Below are 18,051 nucleotides of genomic sequence, written 5' to 3'. Positions count from 1 at the left end.
CCTACAAATCTTGCCTGAGCCGAGGTGTAGCGCTGCGGGCCCGTCTGCTTGCCTGCGCGCGGTCAAATCGTTCAAGCAAGGAAATACTCATGAAGACAAGACTTTTGCTCGCCGCTGCGATAGGGCTTCTAGTCCCCGTCTCTGCCGCTTCCGCCCATGCGCCTGAAGGCGGCCATTGGGAATGGCGCTCCCGCTCTCAACTAGGGCCCAGACCAACAACGCCGGCGCTTGTCCGCGTATGGATCAGCGATGACGTGGCGAACGCCGCCGCGTGCAAATGCTCCGCGATGAAGGCTGATACATCGGGATGCACGATGGACATGTCCGGCAAGGCCCGGGTTCCCTCAATCGGTTATCACCAACAACCAGGTGCAGATCAACGTCCGAGCGCCCGCGCTGTCACCCGAACTGGTCGAGAAGCAGGTCTCTTTCCCGATCGAAACGGCGCTCGCCGGGACCCCGGGTCTTGAATACACAAGATCCCTGAGCCGCAATGGCTTTGCCCAGATCACGGCCGTATTTTCCGACTCCACGGACATCTACTTCGCACGCCAGCAGGTGGGTGAGCGGTTGCAGGGGGTGCAGGAAAACCTCCCCGATGGTGTAAACCCCGAAATGGGCCCGATCGCGACCGGCTTGGGCGAAGTGTACATGTACACGGTCCGGCTAGACCACCGCGATGACGACAAGCACAAGCCGGGCGAACCGGGCCAGCAGCCGGACGGTAGCTATATCACGCCCGAGGGTGAGCGGCTGACGACCGAAGTCGACAAGGCGACCTATTTGCGAACGGCACAGGACTGGATTGTCACCCCTCTGCTCAAGGGCACCCCAGGCCTTGCCGGCGTCGATTCGATCGGCGGCTATGCCAAGCAGTTTCTTGTAGTGCCCGATGTGCAGAAGCTGGCCTCGCTTGTTCAAGCCAATCGAGCGTGAACAAAGTGCGCTCGATACGGCCCAGTTCAGCCAATGCAAAATCCAGCCTGTTCTGGCGTTTGTAGGCGGCAAGTTTTCGCAAGATTACTGACGGCGCCACCGTGCCATCCTTGATTGAGGCGACAATCCTGACGATGTCATCCCAATCGGCCTCGATCGCTGCCGTTTTGATGGTGCGGCCCATCAGATTTTCGATGCCCTTGTATGTCGATGGCGCAGCGATCGAACCCAGCTTGCGGTCGCCAATATCGCGCAGCCGGGGCGCGAAGCGGAACCCGAGTAGGTGGCAGAGTGCGAAAACATGATCGGTGGCGCCGCCGGTATCGGTATAGTGCTCATGCAACGGAAGGTTGCCGGCGCCCAGGACAAGCCCGTCGAGCACGTAAGGCGCTTCACCTGCCGTCGCGGACATGATCCGTGATCCGAATGATGCGAAGTGATCGGAAAGGTGAGAATAGATTTTCACGCCAGGTTCGGCGCCATATTTGGCATTGACGTCCGCCGCCCCTGAACGGCTCCGCCCCGACCGGAAGAACTGGCCATCGGACGACGAACTGGTGCCAGCGCCCCAATGCCGCGCGAAGGGTAATTCGTGATGGGCTGAGATGATCATGGCCAGCGCGGCCTGATAGTTCTCGGGTGAAAGATACCAGTTGTGGGTCCATGCGAGTTGGGCATAGCTGACGCCTTCGCTGGCATTGGCCATCCGCTCCAGCCCGAGGTTGGTGCCATCAGCCAGAATTGCGGCGAGTACCGTGCTGGGGTTGTCGTGCTCCTTGCCTGAGCGCAGGTCACGGAATGCGTTCAAAAAACCAGTGCGTTCGGCGACTTCAAGCAGCAGCTCGGTGATGCGCACGCGGGGAAGCAGGGTATCGAGCTTGCGATCGAGGGCTTCAGCTTCCGGTGGGGTGACAGGCGGCATTTGCTGAAGCTTGAGCCGGTCTCGTTCGAGCGACACTCCCTCAAGCTTGTTTGTTTTCAACTGCTTGGCAAATCGGCGCAGCCGCCAGTCAAGATTTCGTGCCCGGTCAGCGAGGTAGGATGCAGCATTTGAATCGAACGGAAGCACATCCGCCACTTTGGCGGCGTCGCGCCGACCCAGCAAATAGGCATCGAAGCGCTGATAGTTGCGGGTTCCCTCGATCCATACATCACCGGCGCGCAAACGATCACGCAAGGTTGCCATGATCGCAATTTCATAACGTCGGCGGTCGATACGGCCGCTTTCGGTGATGAGACGCTTCCACTGCCGATTGGGGAATGGCAGTGGAACGCCATCGGGAAGGTCGCGCGACTTTCGTGTGTTCGCATCGCGAATGACATCGATGGCTTTGATCAGTGCCGTCCCTGTTCCAGACGCCTTGAAGGTGAAGGCGTCCAGAAATGCCGGGCTGAAACGCCGTAGCGTGGCGTAACGCTCGGTTGCCGTTACCAGTGCGTCCTCGCCGGCAAGATCAGCAAGGGCATCTACTTGGGCCTTTGCCGCAACAAGCCGGTGCCAGCCCACCGCTTCGTCAATCAATTCGAGCGGATCGCCGCCATTCTGGACAGCCTCATCAAGTGCTGTAATCGTGGCGCCAAACAGCCGCATGAGTTGCCCCACCGACTGAATACTATCTTGGTAGCGACGCTCGCGCCCACGCCGCGCGCGCGTGAACATGCCGCCGATAAGTCGGTCAAACATTTGGATCGCGCCATCGGCAAGTCTGGCCTCAAGGTCGATCACTGCGGCCGTCAACGTCGCCCGCCTGCGATTGACGCTGTAATCCGAAAGCAGGAATGCCGGTGCCACGCCGCCCTCGCGGACAAATTGGGCAAAGCGGAATTCCGGAATGGCGCCCCCAACTACCGGGTGGATACCTATGCCGCGAACATAGCGCAGGCGCTCAAGCAAGCCATTGATATTGGCCGCAGTCGGGGCTTCTTCGAAATTACGCAACCACGCCAGCGGTGTCATGCCGAAATCCGGGTTGTTGATTACGAGTTCGTCTAGCCGTGTCAGTTCAGCAGAGCTGAGGCCTTCGACGATTGCGGCTGCGGCAGCTTTGCGTGCGCGTGCCCGGCCAGCAAGACCGGCGCGTTCCAGTGTGTCGCCTGACGGAAGAATGAACCGCTCACCCTTCAGGCCAACCATGAGGGCGCGAACAATCGGTTCACCTCTGTCTGTATACTCGGCGGCTTGCGCGGCAAGATTCAGGGCAAGTGCCAGGTCGCCGCGTCGAAACGGGCGTATGCCAAGATAACGCGCCACGAGATCGGCATGATCGGTACGGGTTTGCGCGCGCTGACCATATGCAGAGAAGGAGGAAGGATCGACGAATAACTGTGCCGCGAGGTACTGAAGAATGACGTCGGGAAGCCCGATCTCGGGTTGCAGACCAAAGCCGGGATGTCGCATCAAAGCGATTTGTGCAGCCAGACCGAGGCGATTTGCTGGACCATAGCGGCGCCCAACCAATTCAACATCTTCCGCAGAAAGGGTATAATGCCCAATGATCGCGGTTTCTTGGACAGGAGGATCGAACAGGCGCCGGCGCTCGTCTCCGGTCAGAAGTCGGCGTCGTGCCATTTCGCTCTCCCGCTGAGGCGAATAACAAAATTGACACCAAAGCGGCTTGCACTGGAGGGAGGCCATTCGTTGCCGGTTGATCCCCGAGCAATCACCCGGCGCAGCAAGACAGTTTGGCGACATCCTTATCAAACGTTTGGGCCGCCAGTTTGAGGCCTTCCACAGTGGTCAGGTAAGGAAATATCGTTGCACCCAATTCCAGGGTGGTCATGCCGTGTTTGATCGCCAGCACCAGTGTCTGGATCGAATCCGCGCCTTCGGGTGCCATGATCTGGCCGCCCAGCAAACGGTCGTTCGCCTTGTCGGCAATCAGTTTGATGAGACCCCGCGTATCGCGTGCTGCCAGTGCCCTTGGCACAGCATCGAGCGGGAGCAGCGAAACCTTGATGTCCAGGCCTTGCGCCCGTGCTGTCGTTTCAGTGAGGCCGGCGCTGGCGACTTGCGGGTCGGTGAAGACGACGGATGGCATGGAGGAATTGTCGTAGCGGTATTGGTTGCCCGTCACCGCGTTGCGCGCGGCCAGTTTTGCGCCATAGGCGGCCATGTAGACGAACTGGTCCCGTCCCGTTACATCGCCCGCCGCGTAAATGCCTGGAACCGACGTTTCGAGGTGGTCATCGACGACGATTCCACCATTACGGGCAAGCACTATGCCGCGCTCCTCCAGCCCAAGCCCGTCGCTATTGGGTCGGCGTCCGGTGGCGATGAGCACCTGTTCCGCCGCGACGGTGTCACAATGCCCCTCGCAGGTCAATTCGACCCCGCTCTGTGTTTGGGCGATACGCTGATAGCCGACACCTGCGCAAACCCGCACGCCCTCGGCTTCCAAATAGTTTTTCAGCGCGGCACTCACTTCCGGGTCCATTTCGGGGAGCAGGCGGCTTCGGCAGCAGATGGTGACATCAACGCCCAGACGCGAAAACATCTGTCCCAGTTCTACCCCGATCACCCCGCCACCGATCACCAGCAGCGATTTGGGCAAGCGATCCAGCGCCAGCGCCGATGTGCTGGTTAGGTAGGGCACGCTGTCCATCCCCGGAATCGGCGGCACGGCGGCGTGCGCACCCATCGCCAATATGACCTTGCCGACCTTCATGGGCGCATCGCCGACAATCAGCGCACCATCGGCAAAGCGTGCCTTGCCCTCGATATAGCTCACACCGTCATAGGCGGGCAGCAGATCGACATATTTTTTTTGGCGCAGCGTCGTGACAAGATCGTCCTTCGACGCCGCCAATACGGACCAGTCATCCATCTGGACAGCGCCCCCAAGGCCGGGAAAGCGCGCGGCGGCAAGCCCACCATGCACCGCTTCGGCGGCGCGGATCAGCGTCTTGGAAGGAACGCAGCCAACATTGACACAGGTGCCGCCAATCGTGCCGTGACCGACGAGCGCCACTTTCGCGCCCAGATCGGCAGCGGCGATCGCGGCGGAGAACCCGGCAGAACCCGCGCCGATGACGGCCACGTCAAATCCTTCCTGCCCGGGGCGGTTGCAACAGTCGTTCATTGCTTATCGCTTTCTTGAGGCGCTGGCGGCGCCCCGCTCAGTTTTGAATAGCGCGCGCCGGATAACCCGCGTTGGTTGATGCAGCGGCAATCGCAGCAGCATTGGTGCGGCGCGGGTTATAGGTTGCGCGCGCGGTCTTGGCTGCGAAATCGACCGTGACCGCCGTTACCCCGGCGACGCCTTCCATCGCCTTCTTCACGGTGATCGGGCAGGTGGCGCAGGTCATGTTCTCTATGGCAAAGGTGGTTTGCTTCTGAGCGGTTGCGGTAGCCGCGGGGCGATCTTGCGCCGTGCCACTAACTGCATAGGCGACCCCGCCGCCAGCCATAGCCAGCACGGCCATAGCGATACATACTGTCTTTTTCATGGGTATTTCCTTTCAATAGAACCAGGGTGCCCACCAGTCGATGGTGAGCGCCAGGATGGCGACGGCAAGGCCCAGCCACAGCACCGCCTTGGTGGTCCAAGCCGATTGTGGACGAGCGCAGTAGGAACCGTCTTCACAGGGCGGTTTCGGCTTGAAATAGACATGCCAGAAGCCGTAGCCGAGCAGCGCGAGCGTTACGCCTGCGACATAGGGCTTGTAAGGTTCGAGCGCCGTCAGGTTGGCGATCCACGCGCCGGAAATTCCGAGCATAACCAACAGTAGCGGGACGACGCAGCAAGCCGAGGCGAGCCCCGCGCCGATCAATGCGCCCGCCGCAACCCAGTTTGCCTGCTTCGGCTCGTGGTTTTCGGTGAGGGCTGGCTGTCCCGCTTCCGGCGTTGAGACCATGGCTTGAATCCCTTGTTCCAACTGAGTGATTCGCAGTGTAGGCTCTGTAGCCACTACAGACTCAAGAGGTATTTTCATGGAGCAACAGGTCGGCATCTTGCGTGCCCAGCTTGCCCGGAAAACAGGCTGCAATCTCGAAACCATCCGCTATTACGAGAAGGTGGGATTGCTGCCGGGGCCGCCTCGCAGTTCCAACGGCTACCGCGTCTATTCGCCGGAACTGGTGCAAAGGTTGCAGTTCATCCTGCGCGCGCGCGACCTTGGCTATGCAATGGATGAGATACGGTCATTGTTGTCGCTCACCGATACCGGTGCACAAACCTGCGCGGAGGTTATGGCGAGAACCGAACTCCACCTTGAAGATGTCCGCCGCCGCATTGCAGATTTGCAGAAGATAGCGGTGACGCTGGCGACCACGTTAGCCAGATGCACTGGAGATGACGTTGCCGAATGTCCCATCCTGGAAGCACTCCAGTTTTTACCCCATCAAGGCAATTGACGCCATCTTTGAGGGATTTGATTTTGTGATGTCAGCTTGGAGTATAGCCTAACCGGACGTCAGGGCGCTACCGCGGTTTCTGTCAGATTAGGGTACTAAACGGAATTTGTTGACGAATGTCGTTGCGTATCATAGATTTCAACCTGACATTTTGATGGAGAGAGTGCGCAGTGAAGGGGCAACGGATCGGCTATGTCCGGGTCAGCACGTTCGATCAGAATGTGGATCGCCAATTGGAAGGTCAGTCGCTCGATCGGACCTTCACCGACAAGGCATCGGGCAAGGACGTCAACCGCCCCCAGCTTGAGGCTCTGCTCACTTTCGCCCGCGAAGGCGATACCGTCGTCGTCCACAGCATGGATCGGTTGGCCCGCAATCTGGATGACCTGCGCAAGCTGGTCCAGGGCCTCACCAAGCGAGGTATCCGGATCGAGTTTGAGAAGGAAAGCCTGTCCTTCTCGGGGGAGGACTCCCCGATGGCCAATCTGATGCTCTCGGTCATGGGTGCGTTTGCTGAGTTCGAGCGCGCCCTGATCCGCGAACGGCAACGCGAAGGCATTGCGATCGCTCGGCAGCGCGGCGCCTATCGGGGGCGGAAACGGTCGCTCTCGGATGAGATGATTGCCGATCTGCACCGCCGCGTTGCCGCCGGTGAACGCAAGGCGACCATCGCGCGCGACATGGGCATCAGCCGCGAAACCCTCTACCAGTACCTTCGCGCCGCTGCCTGACACCAATGTTCACATTATGTCCGGAAAATCGTTGTTCAGCGTACAAAGCTTGAGGTGACGCCGTGATGGTCACGATCACAGCCACGCTGATTTTCTGGGCCACAACACTGAACTGATCTTTGCCCTCGCCTGCGGCGCGCTGCTGGGAATCGGCTTCGCAATTGAGAAGCTGATAGCCGGTGCGCCCGCTTGGCTCCCGACCGCCTGCTATATGGCAGCCTATTTTTTCGGTGGTTTCTTCACGCTGCGCGAGGCGATTGACAACCTTCGGTTGAAGAAGTTCGAGATCGACACCCTGATGCTGGTCGCCGCCGCCGGGGCAGCCGCCTTGGGGGCGTGGGCCGAAGGCGCACTACTCCTGTTCCTGTTCAGTCTCGGACACGCACTGGAGCATTATGCCATGGGCCGTGCCAAGAAGGCAATTGAAGCCCTGGCGAAGCTCGCCCCTGAGACCGCAACGGTGCGCCGCGATGGGGCGACCAGCGAAATCGACGTCGAACAATTGGTGGTCGGCGACATCGTCATCGTGCGTCCGAACGAGCGCTTGCCCGCCGACGGCTTCGTTCTGAAGGGATCGAGCGCGATCAACCAGGCGCCCGTTACCGGCGAAAGCATCCCGGTCGACAAGATACCGGTAGCCGACGTGGTCGCCGCACGCGCCAAGCCCGATATGGTTGATCCGCAAAGCCGGGTATTTGCCGGTACGATCAATGGCAGCGGCGCGATCGAGATTGAGGTGACGCGCCGCTCCAGTGAAAGCGCGCTCGCGAAAGTTGTGAAGATGGTGAGCGAAGCGGAGACGCAAAAATCCCCGACGCAGCGCTTTACCGACCGTTTCGAACGGGTCTCCTTGCCTGCAAAGCGGTACTTCATCCGCCAAAGTTTCGCGCCGTTCGGCTGGACGAGCAGAAACAGACCTTCGCTGTCGGCTAGCTTGTAAGCGCGCTCCAGCGGCTTGGCATTCTTCGCTTGGTTCTCTGTGAGAGGCATGGGGGTATCGCTCCTTTCCGATACTCCGCGAAAATACCCCCAAAATACCCCCACACCAAATCTGGCTGCATGTGGAAGGCCATGGACGCATGCGGACGCGAATCACCCGCAACCCTCTGCTTTCTGTTGGATTATTGGAAAAATGCGGAAGCATTCGGAAGCTTCCGGAAAGGCCTATGGTAGCGGAGGAGGGACTCGAACCCCCGACACGCGGATTATGATTCCGCTGCTCTAACCGGCTGAGCTACTCCGCCCCATGGGCATCCGGCGGGCACAAGCAGCCGGATTCGGCTCCGGGTGTCGGCCCGGGCGAGGCGGGCAATTAGGGCGGGCGGCGGGCGGGGTCAAGCCCTCGTTGCGCCGGTTCTGTCAGAGCCGTTCGTGCCCGCGGAAAGCGCAGGTCTTGACCCGCTCCCACGGCCCGCCGCGATAGCGCCACAGCTCCAGCGCGGGGAAGGTGAACCACCCCTTGGCGATCCACGGCGCGAGCACCGGATGCAGGCTCGCCTGGAGCGCGCGCGCTTCGTCCTTCGGGACCTTGTTCTGGATGGTGATGTGCGGGCGCGGTTCGTGCAGGTCTTGCGCGGTCAGGCTGCCGTGGAAATGCTCGGCGATCCCGGCTCGCAGGGCGAGCAGCTGCGGCGCCTCAAGCGCGATGGCGGTGCCCTTCCCCAGATCCATCACCCCTTTCACAGCGCCTTGGGGGGCGGCGAATTCGGCGGCGATGCGGGGGATGAAATCGCTGAGCTCGTCCAGCAGCGAAGGCGCGAACGAATGGAACAGCGTGACGTGGGCGTGGAGGTGGTTGCGCTCGGGCGGATAATGGGCGCGGCGCAGGCCTTCGGCAAAGCCCGCGAGGTCGGGCGGCAAGGCTGCGGTGAGGATGAAGGGGTCGGCCACCGGGCCTTACATTTCCCCACGCTCTCTACGGATCGCATACCACTTCGCCACATTGGCGTTGTGTTCGGCCAGCGTGCTGGCGAACCAGTGCCCGCCGGTGCCGTCGGCCACCATGTAGAGCGCGCTGGTCGCCTCGGGGTTGAGCACGGCGGCAATGCTGTCGCGCCCCGGATTGGTGATCGGGCCTTCCGGCAGGCCAACCTTGGTATAGGTGTTGTAGCCGTTGACCGCAGCGATTTCCGACTGGCGGATGCGGCGGCCCAGCGGCTTGCCCTTGGTGATCGGGTAGATGATCGTCGGGTCCGCCTGCAACTTCATGCCGATCCTGACCCGGTTGGAATAGAGCCCGGCCACCATCCGGCGTTCTTCGGGCTTGCCGGTTTCCTTCTCGACCACCGAGGCGAGGATCAGCGCATCGCGCATCGTGTCGACCGCGATGCCGGAGCGGCGCTTGGCCCATTCCTCGGCCAGCGCCTTGTCCATCGCCGCCTGCATCTGTTCGACAAGGCTCTTGCGCGACTGGCCGCGTTCAAAGGCGTAGGTATCGGGCAGGATCGAGCCTTCGGGCGGCACGTCGACCTCGCCGGTCAGCAGCGGCTCGGCCATCAGCCGTTCCCACACGAGGATCGAGGGCATGCCTTCGGGCACGGTGACGAAGCGGCGGATAACGTCGCCCGACTGGAAAGCGTCGAGGATATCGCCCTGGCTCATATCGGGCGTGAGCATGAACTCGCCCGCCTGGATCGGCGCATCCGAGCCGAAGATGCGCGCTTGCAGGACGAAGCCCGAGGCCGAGGAAATCAGCCCCTCAGCCTCCAGCTTGCCCGCCACCGAGGAGACCGAAGCCCCCGCCGGAATGGTGAAGTTCGTATCCTTGGTAATGGTCGCCGAACCCATGAAGGTCGACGCCAGCACAAGCCCCGCAACCACGAGGCCGAGCACAATCAGCGCGAGATTGCGCACGGCCTTCACGGTGTCAGTCGACCTTCTGCATGATGATCGAGGCGTTGGTGCCGCCGAAGCCGAAGCTGTTGTTCAGCACCGCGCGCACCTGCCGCTTCTTCGCCTTGAGCGGCACAAGGTCGATGCCTTCGGTGCCATCGTCGGGATCGTGGAGGTTGAGCGTCGGCGGGACGATCTGGTCGCGCATCGCGAGGATGCAGAAGATCGCTTCCACCGCGCCGGCGCCGCCCAGCAGGTGGCCGATGGCCGACTTGGTGGAGGACATCGACGCCCCGCTCAGCCCTTCGCCCAGCACCCGCTTGATCGCGGCGAGTTCGATGGTGTCGGCCATGGTCGAAGTGCCGTGGGCGTTGATGTAATCGATATCGCCCGGGCCGAGGCCAGCCTTCTTCAGCGCCATCCGCATCGCCAGTTCCGCGCCCTTGCCTTCGGGGTGCGGGGCGGTGACGTGATAGGCATCGCCCGACAGACCATAGCCGGTGACTTCGGCGTAGATCTTCGCGCCGCGCGCCTTGGCGCGCTCGTATTCCTCGAGCACGACCACGCCCGCGCCTTCGCCCATGACGAAGCCGTCACGGTTGCGGTCATAGGGGCGGCTGGCTTCGGTCGGGCGGTCGTTCATGCTCATGTTGAGCGCGCGCGCCTGGGCAAAACCGGCAATGCCGAGCGGGTTGATGGTGCTTTCCGCCCCGCCCGCCAGCATGATGTCGGCATCGTCCATCGCGATCATCCGTGCAGCGTCACCGATCGAGTGCGCGCCGGTAGAGCACGCCGTCACGACCGCATGGTTCGGGCCCATGAAGCCGTACTTGATCTGCACCTGTCCGGTGATGAGGTTGATCAGACGCCCGTGCACGAAGTGCGGCGAAACCCGGCCGGGACCGCGTTCGTGGAGGTTGACGCTCTCGATCTCGATGCCCGGCAGCCCGCCGATGCCCGAACCGATCGAGCAGCCGGTGCGCTCCTTCTCGGCCTGGGTCATGTCGGTCAGACCGGCGTCTTCGAGCGCCTGCCCTGCGGCATCGATGCCATAGACGATGAAGGGATCGACCTGGCGCTGGATCTTGTGATCGACGCGCTTGTCAGCGTCGAAGCCCCAGGGGTGATCCTTGGGCTTCACTTCGCAGGCGATGGTGCACTTCTGATCGGAGGTGTCGAAACGGGTGATCTGCCCCGCCCCGCTCTCGCCCGCGATCAGGTTGGCCCACGTCGTTTCGACATCGCCCCCCAGCGGGGTGACAAGGCCAAGCCCGGTTACAACCACACGGCGCATTCATGATCTCCCAAACGCAGACAGGCTCAACCCATGCGGGCTGAGCCTGTCGAAGCCCCGTATTCGTTTCCCTGCCGGCACGTACCGGAGAGACGGCCCTTCGACATACTCAGGGCGAACGGGATAGATGAGCTATTAGCCCTTGTGTTCCTCGATGTACTTGGTCGCGTCACCAACGGTGGTGATCTTTTCGGCCGCATCGTCGGGGATTTCGACGCCGAATTCCTCTTCGAACGCCATCACCAGTTCGACGATGTCGAGGCTGTCAGCGCCCAGATCGTCGATGAAGCTCGCATCCTGGGTCACCTTGTCAGCTTCGACGCCGAGATGCTCGACGACAATCTTGGCCACCCGGTCGGCAGTATCGCTCATGATAATCCCTCTTGAATTGGGGTTGGGTAATTTCGCCCCCGCCCTAAAGAACGGCGCGGGCAAGTGCAAGTGGGCTTGAGGCGCGCCCCACAGCGGCGACGCGCAATCAGGCCCGGTGAAAGGTTCAGGCCCCCGCGCCGCCGGTCTTCGGCGGCTCGACGACACGCAGCGAAAGTTCGCGCAGCTGGCGCGGTTCGGCCGGGCTCGGCGCTCCCATCAGCAGGTCTTCTGCGCGCTGGTTCATCGGGAACAGCGAGATTTCGCGCAGGTTCTTCACGCCGCACAGCAGCATCACGATACGGTCCACGCCCGCGGCCATCCCGCCATGCGGCGGCGCGCCGTACTGGAATGCGCGGTACATGCCCCCGAAGCGCTCTTCCACATCGGCCTGGGTAAGACCGGTGATTTCGAACGCCTTCACCATCGTTTCGGGCTTGTGGTTACGGATCGAGCCCGAGGCGATTTCATAGCCGTTGCAGACGAGATCGTACTGATAGGCCTTGATCGTCAGCGGGTCCTGCCCGTTCAGCGCATCGATCCCGCCCTGCGGCATCGAGAAGGGGTTGTGGCTGAAATCGACCTTCTTTTCGTCCTCGTTCCATTCGTAGAACGGGAAATCGACGATCCAGCACAGCGCGAAGGCGTTTTCGTCGATCAGGCCGAGTTCCTCGCCCACGCGGATGCGTGCAGCACCCGCCAGCTTGGCGGCGTCGGCTTCCTTGCCCGCGGCGAAGAACAGGCCGTCGTTCTCGCCCAGGCCAAGCTCGGCATAGAGCGCAGCCATGCCTTCGGTGCCGTGGTTCTTGGCGATCGGCCCGCCGAACTCGCCGCCCTTGCGGGTCACGTAGCCGAGGCCGGCATAGCCTTCCTTGCGCGCCCAGTCGTTCATGTCGTCGAAGAACTTGCGGCTCTTCTCGTAGGTGGCAGGCGCGGGGATCGCGCGGACGACACCGCCTCCGCCGACGATCTTTTCGAACAGGCCGAAGCCGCTCGTGGTGAAGTGCTGCGAGACATCGCTGATGATCAGCGGGTTGCGCAGATCGGGCTTGTCGCTGCCGTACTTCAGCATAGCCTCGTCATAGGGGATGCGCGGGAATTCACCGGCGGGGGTGACCTTCTTGTCGCCCGCGAAGGCCGCGAAGGTGCCCTGAATGACGGGCTCCATCGTCTCCCACACTTCTTCCTGCGTGACGAAGCTCATTTCGAGATCGAGCTGGTAGAATTCGCCCGGCAGGCGGTCAGCGCGCGGGTCTTCGTCGCGGAAGCACGGCGCGATCTGGAAATAGCGGTCGAAGCCGGCGACCATCAGCAGCTGCTTGTACTGCTGCGGCGCCTGCGGGAGCGCGTAGAACTTGCCGGTGTGGATGCGGCTCGGCACGAGGAAGTCGCGCGCGCCTTCCGGGCTGGAAGCCGTAAGGATCGGGGTCGAAAACTCGTTGAAGCCGACCGCGTTCATCCGCTGACGCATGTCGGCGATCACCGCCACGCGGGTCATGATGTTCCGATGCAGCGTCTCGCGGCGCAGATCGAGGAAGCGGTACTTGAGGCGGATATCCTCGGGGTACGGCTGCTCATCGGCAACCGGCATCGGCAGCTCTTCGGCCGCGCTCTGCACCGTAACGCCGCGCGCAAAGACCTCGATCGCGCCGGTGGCAAGGTTGGCGTTGACCGTCTCGGCCACGCGCGCCTTCACTTCGCCTTCGATGGTCACGACGCTTTCGACACGCAGGCCTTCGAGCACGGGCAGCGCCGGACTGTCGCTATCCGCGACAATCTGGGTGATGCCGTAATGGTCGCGCAGATCGATGAACAGCACGCCGCCGTGGTCGCGCTTGCGATGGATCCAGCCCGACAGGCGGACGGTTTCGCCAACGTGATCCGAAGAAAGCTGTGCACAGGTGTGCGTGCGATAGGGGTGCATAGGTGGTAAGATTCCGAAACTGCAGGAAAGTGTTGGCGCGCCTCTAGGCGAGAGGGGCACACAAATCCAGTGGGGGTGTGCACGCAAGCGGCGGGATGATCGTAACCCTATGGAAAGCCGCAGGCTCTATGGCATGCGATGACCAACGGAGACCCTCAGGATGCAACGGGCTTTTGCAGACCGCAACGAACAGCGTGCCTTCAGTGACAAACTCGAGACCATGCTGCGCCGGGGCGAGCCCGATGCGGCACTGGCGCAGGTGCGACGCGCGCTCGAGCCGTTCGCGGCCGCCGGTTCGCGCCTCGCTAGCCTCGCGCTAACGCTCGACCCCGGGCAGGTCCGACTGCACGGCTGGGACAGGCTGGCCGGCGTGTCAGACTTCGAGGGAGACATCACGGCCATCGGGATAGACTTCAGCTGGCCCGGTCACTTCGGCCACGAGCCCGACGCCAACGGCCATCTCGATCCGGTGCTGGAGACCAACTACTACGAGGACATGGACATCGTCCATTTCTCGACCGCCTCGCGCGAGCAGATTCTGGCTGGATATTCCGGCTCATACTCGGAATGGCAGGGTGGCTTCACCCACATCGATAATGCGATCGCAGTCAGCGGCATGGGGCAGCTTTACGGCGCGATACGATTGGCGTGCATTCCGGGCGACAGCGACGATGCGGCAGGCGATATCTATGTGCTTGCTGCCTGCGCCTCGGCGATCATCCTGCATCTGGCGGTGCGCGATACCATCCGCACAAAGGGTCTCCCCGCGCCGTTCGCCGTGCTGGTCGGCAGCAACGAGGACTTCCCGTTCTTCGATGCGCCGGTGATGTCGGCCGACGAAGCGCGTCCCTTTGTCCGCCAGAGCCAACGGCCTGGGGGTCACCCGAACCAGTCCGCCGATACGGGCGCAGGGAACGGCGACACCGCAAGTTCGACAAGGCGCGCGCACCGCGAGCGTCCTTCGATTGACGATCTTCTGAAGGAACACCCCGAATTCAGCGACTTCGCCCGGCTGGCGGAGCAGAGCCTGCGCGACGTGCGCAAGCCGAAGGATGTCCTGCCCGCGCTCGGCAACCTCGCGGCCAGTGCTCTGGCCGATTATCTGCGCAAACGGCGCTAGCGAAACTGTGCGAAAGCGCTCCGACGGCGCTTATGCGGTTTCCATTTTCGGCCTATGGCGCTAGGGCGCGCATCACGCGGCTGGCCGGGTTCACCCCGCCGCCCCGCGCGCCAACAGGGCAAGCCCGATGCCGGACCAAACGGCACGGGCGCAACTGGGAGCAATCCCGAGGGCGGCACTCCGCCTGCGACATGCGAAGTAGACATGAAAATACACGAACTGATCACCACCACCGAGGCTCTCTCCGACCTCTGCGACCGCCTTGCGAAGTCCGAATTCGTCACGGTCGACACCGAATTCATGCGCGAGAACACCTATTGGCCCGAACTCTGCCTGGTGCAGATCGCCAATAGCGAGGAAGCCGCCGCGATCGATCCGATGGCGGAAGGCATCGACCTCACCCCGCTGCTCGATCTGATGTGCAACAACGAAGACGTGCTCAAGGTCTTCCACGCCGGCGGGCAGGACGTCGAAATCATCGTCAACCTGACCGGCAAGACTCCGCACCCGATCTTCGACACCCAGATCGCGATGATGGCGATCAGCCAGTCCGAACAGATCGGCTATGCCAACCTGGTCGAAACCTGGATGGGTCTCACCATCGACAAGGGCGCGCGCTTTACCGACTGGAGCCGCCGTCCGCTGACCGACCGCCAGATCGAATATGCGATCGGCGATGTCACCCACCTCGCCACGATCTTCCCGCGCATCCTGAAAAAGCTGATCAAGACCGGGCGCGGCGTGTGGCTCAATGCCGAGATGGAAAAGCTCGCCGATCCGTCGAACTACCTCACCGATCCGGGCGTGGCGTGGAAGCGCATCCGCCAGCCGGGCCGCAATCCGCAGGTGCTCGGCCGGATGAAGGCGCTCGCCGCATGGCGCGAGAGCGAGGCGCAGCACAAGAACATCCCGCGCGGCCGCATCATGCGCGACGAGACTCTGGCCGATATCGCCAGCCACCCGCCCAAGACGCAGGCCGATCTCGCAAAGGTGCGCGGGCTTTCGCCGGCGTGGAAGGACAATGACATTGGCAAGCGCCTGATGAAGGTGCTGGCCGAGGCCGAACCCCTGCCCAAGGACGAAATGCCGGACAAGGCGGAGCGCGGCGCGCCGCTGGGCAAGGAAGGCGCGCTGGTTGCCGATCTGCTCAAGCTGCTGCTCAAGATCCGAGCGCGCGAAATCGACGTCGCCCCGCGCCTGCTGACCCGCGCCGAGGAAATGGAAGCGCTGGCCGCCGGGGTCCGCAACCTTCCGGTGCTTGATGGCTGGCGGTTCGAGGTGTTCGGCAAGGACGCGCTCGATCTGGTCGAAGGCAAGCTCGCCTTCGCGGTCGAGAAGGGGCGGCTCAAAATGACTCACATCGACGATGTGCTGCCCCCGGCTGAACCGGAAGAACCGGAACAGCCCGACAAGCTGGCGGCTGAATGAGCGTTTCGGGGTGAGCACCTACCTCCCCACCATCAAGCAGCTGCAATATCTCGTTGCGCTCCACGAGCACGGGCATTTCGGCAAGGCCGCCGATGCCAGCTTCGTGTCGCAATCGACACTGTCGGCGGGCATCCGCGAGCTCGAATCGCTGCTCGGCGTGACGCTGGTCGAACGGTCGCGCCGCGTGGTGCGCTTTACTGCGCTGGGCGAGCAGGTTGTGGCCAAGGCCAACCGCCTGCTGCGCGAGGCAGAGGAATTGGCCGATCTGGTGCAGGCCTCGGGCAAGCCGCTCTCGGGCGAACTGCGGATGAGCGTGATCCCTACCATCGCGCCCTTCCTGCTGCCGCGCATCCTGCCGCGCCTCAAGCGCGAGCGGCCCGAACTGAAGCTGATGCTGCGCGAGGAAACCAGCCACGACGCGCTCGAATCGCTCCACCACGGGCGGGTCGATTGCGTGCTGCTGGCCTTGCCCTTCGACACCGGCGATGCCGCGATCGCGCATATTTCCGACGACCGGCTGTTCATCGCTTTCCCCAAGGACGACCCGCGCGATCCTCCGGCGAGCATCAAGCCCGAGATGATCGATCAGGGACGGCTGCTGCTGCTCGAAGATGGCCATTGCCTGCGCGATCACGCGCTGGCGGCCTGTTCGCGCAGCGAGCTGCGGGCCAGCGCGGCGATGATCGGCACCTCGCTGCATACGCTGGTGCAATTGGTCGACAACGACCTCGGCCTCACCATGCTGCCCGAAATGGCGCTGAAGGCGGGAATCCTCGCCGGCACCGATGTGGTCGCGCGGCCCGTGGACAGCCCCACCGCCAAGCGCGAAATCGTGCTCGCATGGCGCAAGAACTCCCCGCGCGAACCGGATTTCGCGCTGCTGGCAGAGGAACTGCGGGCGGGGTGAAGCTGTTGTTCGGACAGGCGAAGCGGGATAAGTCCCGGACGTGACCGAGCCCGATCAGGAGCCCCTTCCCTATCGCTTTGACGGCCGTCCGTCCGAGCGCGCCGGCGGCGGCTTCCTGCTCGCCATGCTCGCCCTGCTGCTGGGCGGCCTCGTGCTGCTCAATACCGGCGCGCTCGAGACATCCTATTCGGGCATCGCCTTCATGGTGATTTTCCCCTTCGCGATCGGGGCGCTGATCACGGGCGCGGGGATGCAGGTCTATTCGCATTACGGCTGCATCTTTGCCCCGCTGCTGATCTTCGCCGTGCTGTTCCCGCTGATGCATTTTGCGGGCGCCGAAGGGCTGGTCTGCATCATCATGGTGCTGCCGTTCTGGCTCGCGGCAGGGCTCGGCGGGGGGCTGGCCACATGGATGATCCGCCGCCACCAGCAACGCCGCGGCGACGAGGACAGCACGACGCGGGTGCAGGTCATCGGCCTGCTCGCCCTGCCCTTCGCGCTGCTTTATGCCGAGGAAGCCAGCCCGCCCGAATGGCAGACCCGCACCGTGGTGCGATCAGTCGAGATCGCCGCCGCACCGCAAGATGTCTGGCCTTTGCTGCTGTCGATTCCAGCCGTGCGCGCGGATGAGGGCCTTGCCACCTTCACCCACAATGTCGCCGGCATCCCGCGCCCTGCCGAAGCCCGGCTGGAGCGGCGCGATGGCGCGCTGGTGCGGGTGGGCCGCTGGGGCGAGGATATCCGCTTCGAAGAGCGCGTCACCACGCTGGTTCCCGGCAAGGCGATCGGCTGGCACTTCGCCTTCCCCGATACCTCGGTGCAGGACTACACCGACCACCACATTTCGCCCGATGGCCCGATGCTGAAGATTTCGCATGGTGGCTACACGCTGACGCCGCTGGCGGGCGGCGGTGTGCGGGTGAGCCTTGCCACCACCTACCGCATGCGCAGCCGCCTGGGTTGGTATGCGGGGCTATGGGGGGAACAGATGCTCGGCGATGTGCACGATAACGTGCTTGCCATCATCAAGGCCCGCGCCGAGGCGAGCGGACGGTAAGCGCGATCATCCGGCCTTGCGGTAGATGCCGCGCCCGCCCGCCCAGTGCTCCAGCGTCGCATCGCCGCATCTCCGCAGCAACGGCAACACGGCACTGGAG

Annotated in this window: 14 protein-coding genes, 1 tRNA gene and 4 pseudogenes; 8 read left to right on the top strand and 11 right to left on the bottom strand. The window is 62.9% G+C overall.

The features are described from left to right. Positions 1-354: 354 nt before the first annotated feature. Positions 355-915 (top strand): annotated as a pseudogene (locus tag BG023_RS14510) (efflux RND transporter permease subunit); the annotation flags it as partial. On the opposite strand, the pseudogene BG023_RS08045 reads toward BG023_RS14510, so the two are convergent. The 4 genes and pseudogenes from BG023_RS08045 to BG023_RS08030 all read right to left on the bottom strand — a co-directional run. Continuing rightward, positions 914-3,505, bottom strand: a pseudogene (locus BG023_RS08045) (Tn3 family transposase); the annotation flags it as partial. The pseudogenes BG023_RS14510 and BG023_RS08045 overlap by 2 nt on opposite strands. 91 nt (positions 3,506-3,596) lie before the next feature. Next, positions 3,597-4,973: a mercury(II) reductase gene (gene merA, locus BG023_RS08040; protein WP_021222959.1), complete on the bottom strand. Its 1,377-nt coding sequence runs from the start codon at positions 4,971-4,973 to the stop codon at positions 3,597-3,599. Between the two features lie 79 nt (positions 4,974-5,052). Then, a complete protein-coding gene (locus BG023_RS14505) occupies positions 5,053-5,358 on the bottom strand; it encodes a heavy-metal-associated domain-containing protein (protein WP_017503487.1) in 306 nt (101 codons plus the stop codon). Between the two features lie 36 nt (positions 5,359-5,394). Further along, a complete protein-coding gene (locus BG023_RS08030; protein WP_014072602.1) occupies positions 5,395-5,790 on the bottom strand; it encodes a mercuric transporter MerT family protein in 396 nt (131 codons plus the stop codon). 76 nt (positions 5,791-5,866) lie between these two features. Here BG023_RS08030 and BG023_RS08025 point away from each other — a divergent pair, with 76 nt between their 5' ends. The 3 genes and pseudogenes from BG023_RS08025 to BG023_RS08015 all read left to right on the top strand — a co-directional run. Next, complete coding sequence (locus tag BG023_RS08025) at positions 5,867-6,289, top strand: MerR family transcriptional regulator (RefSeq protein ID WP_062348314.1); 423 nt, start codon at positions 5,867-5,869, stop codon at positions 6,287-6,289. 170 nt (positions 6,290-6,459) lie between these two features. Further along, positions 6,460-7,020, top strand: a complete 561-nt coding sequence (locus tag BG023_RS08020; RefSeq protein ID WP_004213255.1) for a recombinase family protein — start codon at positions 6,460-6,462, stop codon at positions 7,018-7,020. A gap of 64 nt (positions 7,021-7,084) precedes the next feature. Continuing rightward, positions 7,085-7,879: pseudogene (locus BG023_RS08015) on the top strand (HAD-IC family P-type ATPase); the annotation flags it as partial. Here the strand turns inward: BG023_RS08015 and BG023_RS15070 are convergent. The 7 genes and pseudogenes from BG023_RS15070 to aspS form a co-directional block, all read right to left on the bottom strand. Further along, positions 7,867-8,010, bottom strand: a pseudogene (locus BG023_RS15070) (Arm DNA-binding domain-containing protein); the annotation flags it as partial. The pseudogenes BG023_RS08015 and BG023_RS15070 overlap by 13 nt on opposite strands. A gap of 177 nt (positions 8,011-8,187) precedes the next feature. Continuing rightward, a tRNA-Met gene (locus BG023_RS08010) sits at positions 8,188-8,264 on the bottom strand. 115 nt (positions 8,265-8,379) lie between these two features. Further along, a complete protein-coding gene (locus BG023_RS08005; protein ID WP_069309989.1) occupies positions 8,380-8,910 on the bottom strand; it encodes a 2'-5' RNA ligase family protein in 531 nt (176 codons plus the stop codon). Between the two features lie 6 nt (positions 8,911-8,916). Continuing rightward, entirely contained in the window at positions 8,917-9,873 is a 957-nt protein-coding gene (gene mltG / locus BG023_RS08000; RefSeq protein WP_069311208.1) for an endolytic transglycosylase MltG, read from the bottom strand. Between the two features lie 13 nt (positions 9,874-9,886). Then, a complete protein-coding gene (gene fabF, locus BG023_RS07995; RefSeq protein WP_069309988.1) occupies positions 9,887-11,146 on the bottom strand; it encodes a beta-ketoacyl-ACP synthase II in 1,260 nt (419 codons plus the stop codon). A gap of 135 nt (positions 11,147-11,281) precedes the next feature. After that, positions 11,282-11,518 (bottom strand): acyl carrier protein, encoded by a 237-nt coding sequence (locus tag BG023_RS07990; RefSeq protein ID WP_017666217.1) that lies wholly within the window; start codon positions 11,516-11,518, stop codon positions 11,282-11,284. Between the two features lie 124 nt (positions 11,519-11,642). Next, on the bottom strand, positions 11,643-13,439 hold the full coding sequence (aspS, locus tag BG023_RS07985) for an aspartate--tRNA ligase (protein ID WP_069309987.1): 1,797 nt from the start codon (positions 13,437-13,439) through the stop codon (positions 11,643-11,645). A 160-nt stretch (positions 13,440-13,599) separates the two neighbouring features. Between aspS and BG023_RS07980 the strand changes: the two genes are divergently transcribed. From BG023_RS07980 to BG023_RS07965, 4 genes are all read left to right on the top strand, one after another. Continuing rightward, positions 13,600-14,559, top strand: coding sequence for a hypothetical protein (locus tag BG023_RS07980; RefSeq protein ID WP_069309986.1), 960 nt, complete (start codon positions 13,600-13,602; stop codon positions 14,557-14,559). Between the two features lie 204 nt (positions 14,560-14,763). Then, entirely contained in the window at positions 14,764-15,987 is a 1,224-nt protein-coding gene (rnd, locus tag BG023_RS07975; RefSeq protein ID WP_069309985.1) for a ribonuclease D, read from the top strand. A gap of 10 nt (positions 15,988-15,997) precedes the next feature. After that, the gene (locus BG023_RS07970) at positions 15,998-16,894 is read left to right on the top strand and encodes a hydrogen peroxide-inducible genes activator (protein WP_069309984.1); all 897 of its coding nucleotides are present in this window, start codon (positions 15,998-16,000) and stop codon (positions 16,892-16,894) included. Between the two features lie 40 nt (positions 16,895-16,934). Beyond that, complete coding sequence (locus BG023_RS07965; protein ID WP_069309983.1) at positions 16,935-17,951, top strand: SRPBCC family protein; 1,017 nt, start codon at positions 16,935-16,937, stop codon at positions 17,949-17,951. The last annotated feature ends 100 nt before the right edge of the window (positions 17,952-18,051 follow it).

Source organism: Porphyrobacter sp. LM 6 (assembly GCF_001720465.1).
Taxonomy (GTDB): Bacteria; Pseudomonadota; Alphaproteobacteria; order Sphingomonadales; family Sphingomonadaceae; genus Erythrobacter.
Note: the sequence above shows the minus strand (reverse complement) of the source record. Positions and strands in the feature narration are given on the sequence as shown.

Bases quoted from the DNA above. Each gene is read 5' to 3' on its own strand.
- fabF (WP_069309988.1), bottom strand. From the start codon at position 11,146: ATGCGCCGTGTGGTTGTAACCGGGCTTGGCCTTGTCACCCCGCTGGGG.
- rnd (WP_069309985.1), top strand. From the start codon at position 14,764: ATGAAAATACACGAACTGATCACCACCACCGAGGCTCTCTCCGACCTC.
- BG023_RS08025 (WP_062348314.1), top strand. From the start codon at position 5,867: ATGGAGCAACAGGTCGGCATCTTGCGTGCCCAGCTTGCCCGGAAAACA.
- BG023_RS07980 (WP_069309986.1), top strand. From the start codon at position 13,600: ATGCAACGGGCTTTTGCAGACCGCAACGAACAGCGTGCCTTCAGTGAC.
- BG023_RS08030 (WP_014072602.1), bottom strand. From the start codon at position 5,790: ATGGTCTCAACGCCGGAAGCGGGACAGCCAGCCCTCACCGAAAACCAC.
- aspS (WP_069309987.1), bottom strand. From the start codon at position 13,439: ATGCACCCCTATCGCACGCACACCTGTGCACAGCTTTCTTCGGATCAC.
- BG023_RS14505 (WP_017503487.1), bottom strand. From the start codon at position 5,358: ATGGCCGTGCTGGCTATGGCTGGCGGCGGGGTCGCCTATGCAGTTAGT.
- BG023_RS07990 (WP_017666217.1), bottom strand. From the start codon at position 11,518: ATGAGCGATACTGCCGACCGGGTGGCCAAGATTGTCGTCGAGCATCTC.